The organism is Mesorhizobium sp. B283B1A (assembly GCF_020165735.1).
Lineage (GTDB): Bacteria > Pseudomonadota > Alphaproteobacteria > Rhizobiales > Rhizobiaceae > Mesorhizobium > Mesorhizobium opportunistum.
The window spans coordinates 1-14,214 of record NZ_JAIUIQ010000032.1 but is presented as its reverse complement, the minus strand read 5'-3'; the positions used below and the strand labels follow the sequence as shown (position 1 = coordinate 14,214).

General features: G+C 63.3%; 14 protein-coding genes. 13 read left to right on the top strand and 1 reads right to left on the bottom strand.

The window, feature by feature from the left end:
• Positions 1–9: 9 nt before the first annotated feature.
• The 5 genes from LB577_RS23670 to trmB all read left to right on the top strand — a co-directional run bounded on the left by LB577_RS23670 (position 10) and on the right by trmB (position 4,893).
• Positions 10–480, top strand: coding sequence for a VOC family protein (locus LB577_RS23670; RefSeq protein ID WP_224688976.1), 471 nt, complete (start codon positions 10–12; stop codon positions 478–480).
• 99 nt (positions 481–579) lie between these two features.
• Positions 580–2,172 (top strand): apolipoprotein N-acyltransferase, encoded by a 1,593-nt coding sequence (gene lnt, locus LB577_RS23665; RefSeq protein WP_224688967.1) that lies wholly within the window; start codon positions 580–582, stop codon positions 2,170–2,172.
• Between the two features lie 138 nt (positions 2,173–2,310).
• A complete protein-coding gene (locus LB577_RS23660; protein ID WP_013891274.1) occupies positions 2,311–2,730 on the top strand; it encodes a helix-turn-helix domain-containing protein in 420 nt (139 codons plus the stop codon).
• 169 nt (positions 2,731–2,899) lie between these two features.
• Positions 2,900–4,165, top strand: a complete 1,266-nt coding sequence (gene metK / locus LB577_RS23655; RefSeq protein WP_023766981.1) for a methionine adenosyltransferase — start codon at positions 2,900–2,902, stop codon at positions 4,163–4,165.
• Positions 4,166–4,191: 26 nt separating this feature from the next.
• Positions 4,192–4,893 carry a tRNA (guanine(46)-N(7))-methyltransferase TrmB gene (trmB, locus tag LB577_RS23650; protein ID WP_224688964.1) on the top strand — a complete coding sequence of 234 codons (702 nt, stop codon included), beginning with the start codon at positions 4,192–4,194 and terminating at the stop codon, positions 4,891–4,893.
• A gap of 29 nt (positions 4,894–4,922) precedes the next feature.
• On the opposite strand, the gene LB577_RS23645 is transcribed toward trmB, so the two are convergent.
• The gene (locus LB577_RS23645) at positions 4,923–5,087 is read right to left on the bottom strand and encodes a hypothetical protein (RefSeq protein ID WP_224688962.1); all 165 of its coding nucleotides are present in this window, start codon (positions 5,085–5,087) and stop codon (positions 4,923–4,925) included.
• A 361-nt stretch (positions 5,088–5,448) separates the two neighbouring features.
• Between LB577_RS23645 and rimP the strand changes: the two genes are divergently transcribed.
• The 8 genes from rimP to rpsO all read left to right on the top strand — a co-directional run bounded on the left by rimP (position 5,449) and on the right by rpsO (position 14,186).
• Positions 5,449–6,096 carry a ribosome maturation factor RimP gene (gene rimP / locus LB577_RS23640; RefSeq protein WP_224688959.1) on the top strand — a complete coding sequence of 216 codons (648 nt, stop codon included), beginning with the start codon at positions 5,449–5,451 and terminating at the stop codon, positions 6,094–6,096.
• A gap of 48 nt (positions 6,097–6,144) precedes the next feature.
• The gene (nusA, locus tag LB577_RS23635) at positions 6,145–7,740 is read left to right on the top strand and encodes a transcription termination factor NusA (protein WP_013891269.1); all 1,596 of its coding nucleotides are present in this window, start codon (positions 6,145–6,147) and stop codon (positions 7,738–7,740) included.
• Positions 7,741–7,778: 38 nt separating this feature from the next.
• Complete coding sequence (locus LB577_RS23630) at positions 7,779–8,429, top strand: RNA-binding protein (protein ID WP_013891268.1); 651 nt, start codon at positions 7,779–7,781, stop codon at positions 8,427–8,429.
• Positions 8,426–11,008: a translation initiation factor IF-2 gene (gene infB / locus LB577_RS23625; RefSeq protein WP_224688957.1), complete on the top strand. Its 2,583-nt coding sequence runs from the start codon at positions 8,426–8,428 to the stop codon at positions 11,006–11,008. The genes LB577_RS23630 and infB overlap by 4 nt, the downstream gene beginning before the upstream one ends.
• 139 nt (positions 11,009–11,147) lie before the next feature.
• Positions 11,148–11,603, top strand: a complete 456-nt coding sequence (gene rbfA, locus LB577_RS23620; protein ID WP_224688954.1) for a 30S ribosome-binding factor RbfA — start codon at positions 11,148–11,150, stop codon at positions 11,601–11,603.
• Positions 11,603–12,595, top strand: coding sequence for a tRNA pseudouridine(55) synthase TruB (gene truB / locus LB577_RS23615; RefSeq protein ID WP_224688952.1), 993 nt, complete (start codon positions 11,603–11,605; stop codon positions 12,593–12,595). Before rbfA ends, truB begins: the two co-directional genes overlap by 1 nt.
• A gap of 44 nt (positions 12,596–12,639) precedes the next feature.
• Entirely contained in the window at positions 12,640–13,734 is a 1,095-nt protein-coding gene (gene corA / locus LB577_RS23610; RefSeq protein ID WP_023779450.1) for a magnesium/cobalt transporter CorA, read from the top strand.
• Between the two features lie 77 nt (positions 13,735–13,811).
• Positions 13,812–14,186, top strand: a complete 375-nt coding sequence (gene rpsO / locus LB577_RS23605) for a 30S ribosomal protein S15 (protein WP_283257907.1) — start codon at positions 13,812–13,814, stop codon at positions 14,184–14,186.
• Positions 14,187–14,214 lie beyond the last annotated feature (28 nt).

Genomic DNA, 14,214 nt, shown 5'->3' with positions numbered 1-14,214 from the left:
GCGCGCTCGATGACGATCGACGACCCGTTCAAGCATGCGAGCCTGGGTTCCGGTGTCTTCTACAGGGATCCGCGTGCCGCGCTGGATTGGCTCGAAGCGGCTTTCGGCTTCGAGCGCAGCATGGTGGTCAGCGATGCCGAGGGCAAGCTCGTCCACGCCGAGATGCGGTTCGGCGATTGCACCATCATCGTCGATTCCGAATGGAGCGATTATGTCGCCAGCCCGGCTTCGGTCTCGGGCAAGAACACGCAGTCGGTTTATGTCAGGTTGAAGCACGGCCTGGATGGCCATTGCGAGCAGGCGCGGGTGGCCGGTGCTGTAATAGTCCAGGAGCCGGCGGACCGGTTCTACGGCGAACGCCAGTATCGGGCACGCGATCCCGAAGGCCACGTCTGGACTTTCTCGCAGACGATCCGCGTCGTGTCCCGCGAGGAGGCCGAACGGCTTGGTGGCGTGCGGATAGAAGGCTGGCACCGGTAGTCGCCTCGGTGGGAAACCGTGGCCGACCGGCCGGCGTTTGGAGCACGGACCGCGGCCTGTTAAATCTTTCTTCCTGATTCGCACGACTCGGAAGTATGCATGGTGCGCCTTGCCGGCCGGATAATTCTGCTTTGGGGTTGGCGGCGCGCGCTCGTGGCCTTTCTCGCAGGCGCCCTGGCGGTGCTTGGCCAGGCGCCATACGACTTCTTCGCCGCTTGCTTCATCTCGTTTCCGGTGCTGGTCTGGTTGCTCGACGGCGCGACCGGCGAAGCCTCCGGCAGCCTGTTCCGGCGCCTGCGGCCGGCTTTTGCCGTCGGCTGGTGGTTCGGCTTCGGCTATTTCCTTGCCGGTCTCTGGTGGATCGGTTCGGCGCTGCTGGTCGAGGCCGACAGCTTCGCCTGGGCGCTCCCCTTCGCGGTGGTCGGTATTCCTTTCGCGCTCGCCTTTTTCTATGGCTTTGCAACGGTGGTTGCCCGGCTCTTGTGGAGCAGCGACATCGGCCGCATCGCGGCACTCGCCTTCGGCTTCGCGTTGGCGGAGTGGCTGCGCGGTTTCCTGTTCACAGGTTTTCCCTGGAATGCGATCGGCTACGCGGCGATGCCCGTACCCCTTCTGATGCAGAGCGTCTCGGTGACCGGCATGATCGGCATGAACGCGCTCGCCGTGTTCCTCTTCGCGCTGCCGGCGCTGCTGGCGGCGCGCCGGCACCTGCGCCTTGGCGCGGCGCTGTTTGTCGCCCTCGCCGCCGCCCATGTCGGCTTCGGCTATGTCAGGCTCGCCGCTCCCGAAAAGCCTGCGGAGCGCAGCTTGAATGTCCGCATCGTTCAGCCGGCCGTGGACCTGTCGGAGAAGTGGGACGCCTCGGTGCGCGATCGCATCTTCGCCACCTTGCTGGGCCTGTCCGCCAAGGCGCCGGACCCCGGTCACGACAAGCCGCAGCTGATCCTGTGGCCGGAAACATCGGTGCCGTTCCTTTTCACCGAGCGCCCTGACGCGTTGACGGCGCTGGGCGACATGCTGGGCGACGGCCAGATGCTGATCGCCGGCGTCGTTCGCGAGGAAGGCGGCTCGGCCGCCGGCGCCGACAGCCGCTATTACAATTCGGTGGTGGCGATCGACGACAAGGGCGAAATCACCGATGCCGTCGACAAGGTCCATCTGGTGCCGTTTGGCGAGTACCTGCCTTTTGCCGACCTGCTCAGCCGTTTCGGCATCGAACAGCTCGTCGCCGGGCCGATGACGTTCACGGCCGGCAACGAGCGCCACGCCATCACGCTGCCGGGCGGCCTCCGTGCCCTGCCATTTATCTGTTACGAGGTGATCTTTCCCGACCTGGTGGCAGTTGACGCTACGTCAGCACAGCTTATTGTGAACGTTACCAATGATGCCTGGTTCGGCGACACGCCGGGGCCGTATCAGCATTTCAGGCAGGCTCAGATTCGCGCTGTGGAGAACGGGTTGCCCTTGTTGCGTGCCGCCAACAACGGCATCTCGGCCGTTGTCGACCAACGTGGGCGCATCGTCGATGCGCTGGCGATCGACGCGCGCGGGGCCATCGATGTGAAGGTGCCTATTGCCGAACAGGCAGTCGTTTCCGAGGGTCAGCGACGCATTAACGGAATGCTGATCATGTTGCTGTTTGCGCTGGGCGGGGCATTGTTGAACGTAAGGCAAAGGCTACGGGTGAATTGACAGTTGGCACATTAGAAACTCATACTGTACCGCCTGAAATTTCTCGAAGCCGGTGGATCATACTGTTGGGGCAGTCGCCTCCGGCTTTGTTTGGGCGAGAAAAAAATCACAAAGCCGAAAAAATTCGGCGAGGAAAAAATGACAGAAGAAAACAAGAAAAAGCCGAATCCCATAGACATCCACGTTGGAAGCCGCATCCGGCTTCGCCGCAATATGCTCGGAATGAGCCAGGAAAAGCTGGGCGAGAATCTCGGCATCACATTTCAACAAATCCAGAAGTATGAAAAGGGCACCAACCGCGTCGGCGCCAGCCGCCTGCAGGCGATTGCTTCCATACTCGGCGTGCCCGTCGCCTTCTTTTTCGAGGATGCGCCAGGCCAGGAATCCTCGGCCAACCGCGGCTTTGCCGAGGATGCGTCGATGGCTTTCGCCGTCGAATTCTGCGGCAGTCCAGAGGGACTCCAGCTCAACCGTGCCTTTGTCAAGATCGCCGACGTCAAGGTGCGCCGCAGGATCATCGACCTGGTGAAGTCGCTCGCCGCCGACGACCTCGACTGATCCGCAATGCGCTTCGAACCGGCGGCACCGCGCCGCCGGTGGCATAAAATATCGGCTCCGACATTCATGCCAGGACGGCGGCGACGCTTGACGAGCAGCGCTTTGCCCCGCTAACACGTGGCGCGCCAAAATCGGCAGCCTGCCGATCGTTTTTCAAGAGGGGACACCCGTGACGCGGCAGAACTACTTCTTTACCTCGGAATCCGTTGCCGAGGGCCATCCCGACAAAGTCTGTGACCGGATTTCCGACGAGATTGTCGATCTGGTCTACCGTGAGGCCAAGAAGACCGGCATGGACCCGTGGAAAGTCCGCGTCGCCTGCGAGACCTTGGCGACCACCAACCGCGTCGTCATCGCCGGCGAGGTGCGCGTTCCCGAGACGCTGCTGAAGAAGGACAAGGCCGGCAACGTCCTCATGGACGCGGCGGGCCACCCTGTCGTCAACCCGGCGAAGTTCAAATCCGTCGCCCGCAAGGCTATCCGCGAGATCGGCTACGAGCAGGCCGGTTTCCACTGGAAGACGGCGAAGATCGAAGTCCTGCTGCATGGCCAGTCGCCTGACATCGGCCAGGGCGTCGACAACGCCGCCGATCGCCAGGGCGAAGAGGGTGCCGGCGACCAGGGCATCATGTTCGGCTATGCCTGCCGCGAGACGCCCGACCTGATGCCGGCGCCGATCTACTACAGCCACAAGATCCTCGAACTTCTGGCCGCCGCCCGTCACCAGAACAATGGCGAGGCCGGCAAGCTCGGGCCGGACGCCAAGAGCCAGGTCACCGTCCGCTACGTCGACGGCAAGGCCGCAGAGGCAACGCAGATCGTGCTGTCGACCCAGCATCTGGATTCAAGCTGGGATTCCAAGAAGGTCCGCAAGGTCGTCGAACCCTATATCCGCGAGGCGCTTGGCGACCTCAAGATCGCCGACGACTGCATGTGGTATATCAATCCGACCGGCAAGTTCGTCATTGGCGGACCGGACGGCGATGCCGGGCTGACCGGCCGCAAGATCATTGTCGATACCTATGGCGGTGCGGCACCGCACGGCGGTGGCGCCTTCTCCGGCAAGGACACCACCAAGGTCGATCGTTCGGCGGCCTACGCGGCGCGCTATCTGGCCAAGAATGTCGTGGCGGCCAAGCTTGCCGACCGCTGCACCATCCAGCTTTCCTACGCCATCGGCGTCGCCCAGCCCTTGTCGGTCTATGTCGACCTGCACGGCACCGGCAAGGTCGACGAGGCAAAGCTCGAGGATGCGCTGCGCACCGTGATGGACCTGTCGCCATCCGGCATCCGCCGTCATCTCGATCTCAACAAGCCGATCTATGCCAAGACGTCGTCTTATGGCCATTTCGGCCGCAAGGCTGGCCGTGACGGGTCCTTCTCCTGGGAGAAGACCGATCTGGCCAAGGCGCTCAAGGATGCTGTCGCGGTCTGAGCGCCCGACAGATCCCGCGGCACCAGATGAGCCCCGAAGACAGGCCAAGCCGTGCGACCGAAGCCTTCTTCGGCCGTCGGCGCGGCAAGCCGGTCCGCCCGCAGCAGGCGGCGGCGCTTGAAAGCGGTCTCGGCACCTACCGGCTCGATCTGACGGCTGAAGCGCCGTCGGATCTGCGTACCTTGTTCGAAGCCGATGTCTCGGCGGTTCGCCTCGAGATCGGCTTTGGCGGCGGCGAACATCTTCTGCACCGCGCCATCGAGGCGCCGACAACCGGCTTTGTCGGCGTCGAGCCCTTCGTCAACGGCATGGCCAAGATGATGATGGCGGTTAGGCAGCGGCCGCTGGCCAATCTGCGCGTCTTCGATGACGATGCCACCCGGCTGCTCGACTGGCTGCCGCCGGCCTCGCTCGACGGCATCGATCTTCTCTATCCGGATCCCTGGCCGAAGAAGAAGCACTGGAAGCGGCGCTTCGTCAGCGCAATCAATCTCGACCGCTTCGCGCGCGTCCTGAAGCCGGGCTCAAAGTTCCGTTTCGCGTCCGACATCGACACTTATGTGAATTGGACGTTGCTGCATTGCCGGGCGCATGGCGCCTTCGTATGGCAGGCGGCGGATGCCGGCGACTGGAACAGCCCCTATGAGGGCTGGCCGGGTACGCGTTACGAGGCGAAGGCCATTCGCGAGGGCCGGCGGCCGGCCTATCTGACCTTTGTCAGGAAATAGGTGCCCTCACGGCGCCTCTCGTCGGATATTCAGAAACGGCCGATCCTGTTGAAGATAGCCGGATCCATGTCCAGCTTGCGCTGGTCGTCGGCACGCGGCTTGCGGCCGGCGTCCACGGCGCGCGAGGCGGCGACCGCGCTGCCGAACGTGGTAAAAAGATCGCCCAAGGCGGAAAATAGTCTGCGGTTGCCCATGATCTTGTCCTTTCGCGCGCCACAGCGCCGCGTCTGTTCGTGTCGTGGCTAACAAATAAGGGCGCCCTGCCACCTTTCGCAGGGGGTTTGCCGCATGGGCGCCATGCGCCTGGAGCAATGCTGATGCCGTCCAGGGCTTTTGCCTGCCTTGCACGGCGAGCTGTCACGGCGGGCTTGAAACACAGGCGGTGTTCGTTTATATCAGCCTCAAATTCTTGGTCGGTATGACGAAGAGTGGGTCCACCCGGTCCCGCTCTTTTTTATTACCTGCCGGGTGCATCGGCCGAAAAGTGCGAAGCGGTTTTCGGATGGTTCCGATGCGCAAATTAAAGAACATTGCGGAACGAACGACAGGCAATTGATGACTTCAATGACAAGCGAAGGTGACGACCGCATCATCCGCGAGAGCGGTATCGATGCGCGCATCGCGCTGATCATCCAGCCGGTGCTGCGCGGCATCGGCTTTCGCCTCGTGCGCGTGCATCTGTCCGGCCAGAACGGCTTGACGCTGCAGATCATGGCCGAGCGCGAGGACGGCACCATGACCGTCGAGGATTGCGAAGAGGTCAGCCGCGCGGTGTCGCCGGCGCTCGACGTCGACGATCCGATCGAGAAGGCGTATCATCTCGAAGTCTCTTCGCCCGGCATCGATCGGCCGCTGGTGCGCAAATCGGATTTCGTGACCTGGATCGGCCATCTGGTGAAGATGGAAACATCGGTCATCGTCGCCGATCGCAAGCGGTTCAAGGGCAAGATTGCCGAGGCTGGTGAGAACGATGTGCTCATCGAGCGCGACAAGGCGGCCTATGGCGAGGAGCCGACGGTGCGCGTGCCCTACGACGCCATTTCCGAGACCCGGTTGATCCTGACCGACGACCTCATCCGCGATGCGTTGTCGAAGGACAACAGGGCGCGCAAGGAAGCCAAGAAACGTCGCGGCGAGCCGGACGACGACGTGCCCGAGGGTACGGAAGCGGACGCCACGGAAGAACACGAACAGGAAAGTTGATTGAGCTGCCGGGCGTAAAGTCCGGCTGACAGGCTCGGGAGAAAAAACATGGTTGTAAGCGCCAACAGACTCGAACTCCTGCAGATTGCCGATGCGGTCGCGCGTGAAAAGTCGATCGACAAGTCGATCGTCATCGCCGCCATGGCCGATGCGATCCAGAAGGCGGCGCGCTCGCGTTACGGCCAGGAGACCAACATCCGCGCCGACATCAATCCCAACACCGGTGAGATGAAGCTGCAGCGGCTGATGGAAGTGGTCGAGAAAGTCGATGACTACGCCACGCAGATCGCCATTTCCTCGGCGCGCGAGCGCAATCCCGACGCCCAGCTTGGCGACTTCATCGCCGAACAGCTGCCGCCGATGGATTTCGGCCGCATCGCCGCCCAGTCGGCCAAGCAGGTCATCGTGCAGAAGGTGCGCGAGGCCGAGCGCGACCGCCAGTATGACGAGTACAAGGACCGCATCGGCGAGATCGTCAACGGCACCGTCAAGCGCGTCGAGTATGGCAACGTCATCGTCGATCTCGGCCGTGGCGAGGCGATCATCCGCCGCGACGAGCTGATCCCGCGCGAAAACTACAAATATGGCGACCGCGTCCGCGCCTATGTCTACGACGTGCGCCGCGAGCAGCGCGGCCCGCAGATCTTCCTGTCGCGCACCCATCCGCAGTTCATGGCCAAGCTCTTCACCATGGAAGTGCCGGAAATCTACGACGGCATCATCGAGATCAAGTCGGTCGCCCGCGACCCGGGCTCGCGCGCCAAGATCGCCGTCATCTCGCGTGACAGCTCGATCGATCCGGTCGGCGCCTGCGTCGGTATGCGCGGCAGTCGCGTCCAGGCCGTCGTCGGCGAACTGCAGGGCGAGAAGATCGACATCATTCCGTGGTCGCCTTCGGCGGCCTCCTTCATCGTTAATGCGCTGCAGCCGGCGGAAGTCGCCAAGGTCGTGCTCGACGAGGACGCGGAGCGCATCGAAGTGGTGGTTCCCGACGATCAGCTGTCGCTGGCCATCGGCCGTCGCGGCCAGAACGTGCGTCTCGCCTCGCAGCTCACCGGCTGGGACATCGACATCTTGACCGAGGCCGAGGAGTCCGAACGCCGCCAGAAGGAATTCGTCGAGCGCTCGGCGCTGTTCATGGAAGCCCTCGACGTCGACGAGATGGTCGGTCAGGTGTTGGCCTCGGAAGGCTTCACCAGCGTCGAGGAAGTCGCCTATGTCGATGCCGGCGAAATCGCCTCGATCGACGGCTTCGATGAGGACACCGCGTCGGAAATCCAGACCCGCGCCCGCGAATATCTCGAGAAGATCGAAGCCGAACATGACGACAAGCGCAAGGCGCTGGGCGTCTCGGACGAGCTGCGCGAAATTCCCGGCATCACCACCGCCATGATGGTGACGCTCGGCGAGGACGGCGTGAAGACGATCGAGGATTTCGCCGGCTATGCCGCCGACGACCTGACCGGTTGGAAGGAACGCAAGGACGGCGAGACCAAGGTGTATCCCGGCGTTCTGGCCAATCATGGCGTTTCGCGTGCCGATGCCGAGCAGATGGTGCTGAATGCCCGTCTCAAGGCCGGCTGGATCACCGAAGACGAGCTTGCAGCCGAAGAAGCACCGGCTGACGAAGCCGTTGGTGCGTGAGGTGAAACCGCATCGCACACAACCCGCCCTTGGACGAGATGAACGATCGCACCTGCATCGTCACCCGCAAGCAGGCCGAACCGGATGAATTGATCCGGTTCGTCGTCGGCCCGGATTCGGCCGTCGTTCCGGATCTCAAGAGAAATCTGCCCGGCCGCGGTTGCTGGGTGAGCGCCGACCGCCTACATATCGAGAAGGCTGCGGCGAAGAACCTCTTTGCCCGCGCCTTTAAGGCACAGGTGGTCGTGCCGCCCGATCTGGGCGGCATGGTCGACGGGCTGCTTTCCAGATCCGCTCTGGGTATGCTGGGTCTCGCCCGCAAAGCAGGCGCGATTTCTCTTGGTGCCACCAAGGTCGAGAGCGCGGTGCGCGGTGGACTGGCACTTTTCGTGCTCCACGCGACCGAGGCCTCCGACGACGGCGTACGCAAGATCAGCCAGGCGCGGCGGGCGACCGTCCATATCGGCGGCCCTTCTATTCTTGCCTACAAACTTTTCTCCGAGGCCGAGTTGAGCTTGGCATTGGGGGGTACAAATGTGATACATGCTGCCGTCCTCGCGGGAGACGCGGGTAAGGCGGTCCAGAAGCGCATGGTTGCGCTTGACCGATATCGGGGCGGTACCCCGGACGATCTGGCAATGCTTGCGGCCGTTGCTGACGAAGATGATGCTGCAGAGGATATGGAATGAGCGATACGAAATCGGGCGACGACAAGACGTTGAGCGTTACGCCGAAGAAGACCTTGACGTTGAAGCGCCCCGGCATGGAACAGGGCACCGTGCGCCAGAACTTCTCGCATGGCCGTACCAAGTCGGTCGTGGTCGAGACCAAGAAGCGCAAGTTCTCGCTGCCCGGTGACAAGCCGGAGCCGGTTGCTGCTGCCCCCGCGCCTATCTTCACGCCGAAGCCCGCGGCGGTCGTGGCCGCACCACCCGTGGTGCAGGAAGCGCCCAAGGCGCCTCCGCCTCCGCCGCCTCCGGTCGAGCGCAGCGGCATGGTGCTGAACGAACTGTCGCGCTCCGAAATGGAAGCGCGCCGCAGGGCGCTCGAAGGCTCCAAGGTCCGCGAGGTCGAGGACCGTCAGCGCGCCGCCGAGGAAGCCAAGCGCCGCGCCGAGGACGAAGAGCGCCGCAAGCGTGAGCGTGAGGAATCCGCGCGCCGTCAGGCCGAGGAAGAGGCACGCCTGCAGACGGAAGCCGAATCCCGCCGTCGTGCCGAGGAAGAGGCGCGCCGCCGCGCGCCGCTGGCAGCCGAGTTGGCAACCGCCGACGAGGAGGAAGAGGTCAAGCCGAAGCGGGCAGGTGCCGGTGCGCCGGTGCGCCGCCCGGTCACGCCCGAAGTGGCGCGTCCGGCCAAGCCGACCAAGGGCGAGGAAGACCGCCGCCGTGGCAAGCTGACGCTGAACTCCGCGCTTTCCGACGAGGATGCACGGGCCCGTTCGCTGTCGTCGATGCGCCGCCGCCAGGAAAAGTTCAAGCGCGCGATGCACAATGAGCCGCGCGAGAAAGTCATGCGCGAAGTGATCCTGCCCGAGACCATCACCATCCAGGAACTGGCGCAGCGCATGTCCGAACGTGCGGTCGATGTGGTCAAGTTCTTCATGAAGCAGGGCCAGATCCTGAAGCCGGGCGACGTCATCGACGCCGACACGGCCGAACTGGTCGCCACCGAATTCGGCCACACGGTCCGCCGCGTCGCCGAGTCCGACATCGAGGAAGGCCTGTTCAACATCGCCGATAATGCGGAGGACCTGGTCTCGCGTCCGCCGGTCGTGACCATCATGGGTCACGTCGACCACGGCAAGACCTCGCTGCTCGATGCCATCCGCAATGCCAATGTCGTCTCCGGCGAGGCCGGCGGCATCACCCAGCATATCGGCGCCTATCAGGTCGAGAAGAATGGTCAGAAGATCACCTTCATCGACACGCCCGGCCACGCCGCCTTCACGGCGATGCGCGCCCGCGGCGCCCAGGCCACCGACATCGCCATCCTGGTGGTGGCAGCCGACGACAGCGTCATGCCGCAGACGATCGAATCGATCAGCCATGCCAAGGCGGCCGGCGTTCCGATCATCGTGGCGATCAACAAGATCGACAAGCATGACGCCGATCCGCAGAAGGTTCGCTCCGAACTGCTGCGCCATGAGGTCTTCGTCGAATCCATGGGCGGTGAAGTGCTGGACGTCGAAGTGTCGGCGACCAAGGGCACCAATCTCGACAAGCTGCTCGAGGCGATCCTGCTGCAGGCCGAAATCCTCGACCTGAAGGCCAATCCGGACCGCACCGCCGAGGGCGTGGTCATCGAGGCGCAGCTCGACAAGGGCCGTGGTCCCGTCGCCACCGTGCTGGTGCAGACCGGCACCTTGATGCCGGGCGACATCCTCGTCGCCGGCAACGAATGGGGCCGGGTGCGCGCTCTGGTCAACGATCGCGGCGAGCAGATCAAGGAAGCGCCGCCGGCAATGCCGGTCGAGGTGCTCGGCCTTCAGGGCACGCCGCAGGCCGGTGACCGCTTCGCCGTGGTCAACAACGAGGCCCGCGCTCGCGAGATCACCGAGTATCGCCAGCGTCTGGCCCGTGAGAAGGCGGTCGCCAGGCATGCCGGCCAGCGCGGCTCGCTCGAACAGATGATGTCGCAGTTGCAGACAAGCGGGCTGAAGGAATTCCCGCTGGTCATCAAGGGCGACGTGCAGGGTTCGATCGAGGCGATCAACGCGGCATTGGACAAGCTCGGCACCGACGAGGTGCGTGCGCGCATCGTCCACGCCGGCGCCGGCGCCATCACCGAAAGCGATGTCTCGCTGGCGGAAACTTCGGGTGCAGCGATCATCGGCTTCAACGTCCGCGCCAACGTGCAGGCACGTGCCGCCGCCGCGGCCGCTGGCATCGAAATCCGCTACTACTCGATCATCTACAACCTCGTGGATGACGTGAAGGCGGCTCTGTCGGGCCTGCTGTCGCCGGAGCGCCGCGAAACCTTCATCGGCAATGCCGAGATCCTCGAGATCTTCGACATCACCAAGGTCGGCAAGATCGCCGGCTGCCGTGTCACCGAAGGCAAGGTCGAGCGCGGTGCGGGCGTGCGCCTGATCCGCGACAACGTCGTCATCCACGAAGGCACGCTGAAGACCCTCAAGCGCTTCAAGGACGAGGTTTCGGAAGTGCCCGGCGGCCAGGAGTGCGGCATGGCCTTCCAGAACTACGAGGACATGCGGGTCGGCGACGTCATCGAGTGCTTCCGCGTCGAGATGGTGACCCGGACGCTCTGAGTTCGAGTGGCTTGTTAATATCGGGCGGTGGTCGAAAGGCCGCCGCCCTCAAGCCTGTTGAGATTGCCTGTTGAGAATGACTGTTTGAGACATGAGGCACGGTCCTATCCCGAGCCTCACGCTTTCAGGATTGAGAAAAATGCCCCGTTCCACCACATCCGGCCCATCCCAGCGCATGCTGCGCGTCGGCGAACAGGTGCGCCATGCGCTCTCCGAAACCTTGCAGCGCGGCGACATTATCGACCCGCTGATCGAGAATTCGGTCGTTTCGGTCTCCGAAGTGCGTATGTCGCCCGATCTCAAGATCGCCACTGCCTTTGTTTCTCCGCTCGGCGCCAAGGATGCCGAGGCCGTGATCGAGGCGCTCAACAAGCATGCGAAATTTGTGCGCGGCCGTGTCTCCGGCGCGCTTCGGCAAATGAAATACATGCCGGAGTTCCGCTTCAGGCTGGACACCTCTTTCGACAATTTCGCCAGGATCAACGACCTGCTGAAATCGCCCGAAGTGGCGCGTGATCTCGACGCGGACGACGACAAGGCCCAAGAAGACAGGGCCAAAGACGACAGGGCCAAAGAAGACGGGGACAGCGAATAATGGCGCGCCGCGGCAAGAAGAAGGGCCGGCCGATCTCCGGCTGGGTGGTGCTGGACAAGCCTGTCGGCATGGGCTCGACCGAGGCCGTCTCCAAGATCAAATGGCTGTTCCAGGCCGAAAAAGCCGGCCATGCCGGCACGCTGGATCCGCTGGCGTCCGGCATGCTGCCGATCGCGCTCGGCGAAGCCACCAAGACCGTGCCCTATGTTCAGGACGGCGCCAAGGTCTATCGCTTCACCGTGGCCTGGGGGCAGGAGCGCTCGACCGACGACCTCGAAGGGCCGGTGACGAAAGAGGCTGACCAGCGGCCGTCGGAAGCCGAGGTCAGGGCGCTGCTTCCCAAATACACCGGCGTCATCATGCAGACGCCGCCGCAATTCTCGGCCATCAAGATTGCGGGCGAACGCGCCTACGACCTTGCCCGCGAGGGCGAGACGGTCGACATTCCGGCCCGCGAAATCGAGATCGGCCGTCTCGACATCGTAGAGCACGGTGCCGATCAGACCGTTTTCGAAGTCGAATGCGGCAAGGGCACCTATGTGCGCTCGCTGGCCCGCGACATGGGCCGCGATCTCGGCTGCTTCGGTCATATCAGCGAACTGCGCCGGGTCGAGGTCGAGCCGTTCACGCCGGAGGATTTCGTCACCGTCGCGGAACTCGAGGCGGCCCGTTTCGGCGCGCCGGGCGAAGACGTCGAGGGGGAAGGCAAGTCGGAAACGGCGGATGCCGTCGACGTTGTGGAAGCGCCGATCGATTTCGGGGCGATCGATGCGCTTCTGGTCGATACGTCCGCCGCGCTCGACTGTCTGCCGCAGATCGCTATCAGCGACGACGCGGCGACCAAGATCCGCCTCGGCAATCCGGTCATCATCCGTGGCCGCGACGCGCCTGTCGAAGCCGAGGAAGCTTGCGCCACCGCACGTGGCAAGCTGGTCGCCATCGGCGCCATCGAGCAAGGCATGTTCAAGCCCAAGCGGGTCTTTGCCGGGTGACGGCTGTCGTCTAATCTCGGTTTCATTCTACGCTCGAGGGGCACATGGCAAAGGCCGAGGCGGTGAAAAAGCGGACGCCGGTGAAGACGCGGCGGCCACCGGTCGGGGCCTCGCCAGGCACGCTGATCGCCGATCCGGCGGCGCGCCGTTCGGAACTGCGGCTGACGATGATCTCGCCGCAAAAGTACAAGACCATCGAAAACGCCAGCGTCGACGATATCGAGGCCAATTGCCGCAAATGGCCTGTCATCTGGCTCGACTGCACCGGCCTCGCCAACATCCAGCTGATCGAGGAGATCGGCCGCATCTTCAGTCTGCATCCGCTTGCGCTGGAGGACGTCGTCAACTCCGGCCAGCGGCCAAAGGTCGACTTCTTCGAAGATCATGCCTTCGTCGTCGTCCGCATGATCGACGATGTCACTTCGCATCGCTATGAACAGATTGGCCTCTTCGTCGGCGAGAACTTCGTCGTCACCTTCCAGGAGCGCGAGGGCGACCCGTTCGATCCCGTGCGCAAGCGCATCGAGAGTTCGGCGCCCAACCGGTTGCGGGCGCGCGGCGCCGATTATCTCGCCTATGCGCTGATCGACGCCATCGTCGACAGCTATTTCCCGCCGATCGAGGCGGCCGGCGATCTGGTCGACAGCATCGAGGACGAGATGCTGCACTCACCGCACAAGCATCAGATGCGGCAGCTGCACGAATTGCGGCGCGACGCCAATGTCCTCAAAGGCGTGCTGTGGCCGATGCGCGATGCGCTGGCAACGCTGATCCGCAACGACGTGCCCTATGTGAAGGCCGAAACCAAGGTTTTCCTCAACGATACGCTCGACCATTCGCTCCGGCTGATCGAGCTGGTCGAGACCCAGCGCGACATGCTGACCGGGCTGATCGAGATGCATCTGTCGCTGAGCCAGGCACGCACCAACGACGTCATCAGCTATCTCACCATCGTCTCGGTCATTTTCATGCCGCTCACCTTCCTGGTCGGCGTCTGGGGCATGAATTTCGATCCTGAATCCTCGCCATGGAACATGCCGGAGCTGAAGTCCTACTACGGCTATCCCGTATCGCTCCTGTTCATGGCAGTTGTGGCGGTCGGGCTGATTGCCTTCTTCAAGTGGAAGAAATGGCTTTAGCAGCGACAAAACTTGCCATTTGGGCTGGAAAAGCCGGCTTGTGAATTGGGCTGGTGTTTTCCGGGGAATTGCACTATATGCGCCGCAGCATAGCGCCACGACGCTTTGCTTGCACCGGCCCCTGCTGGACGACATCCCGGCTGAGGGCGACCCGTTTCCTCGAACAGATAAGGAAAAACACGATGTCGATTACTGCCGAACGCAAACAGGAATTGATGGGTGAATTCGCAACCGCCAAGGGCGATACCGGTTCTCCGGAAGTCCAGGTGGCCATCCTTTCCGAGCGCATCAAGAACCTGACCGATCACTTCAAGGACCACAAGAAGGATAACCATTCCCGCCGTGGTCTGCTCGCCCTCGTCTCCCAGCGCCGCAGCCTGCTTGATTATCTCAAGCGCAAGGACGACGCGCGCTACCAGACGTTGATCGAGAAGCTCGGTCTGCGCCGTTGACGAATTGACTGGCGGGGTTTCCTCGGAA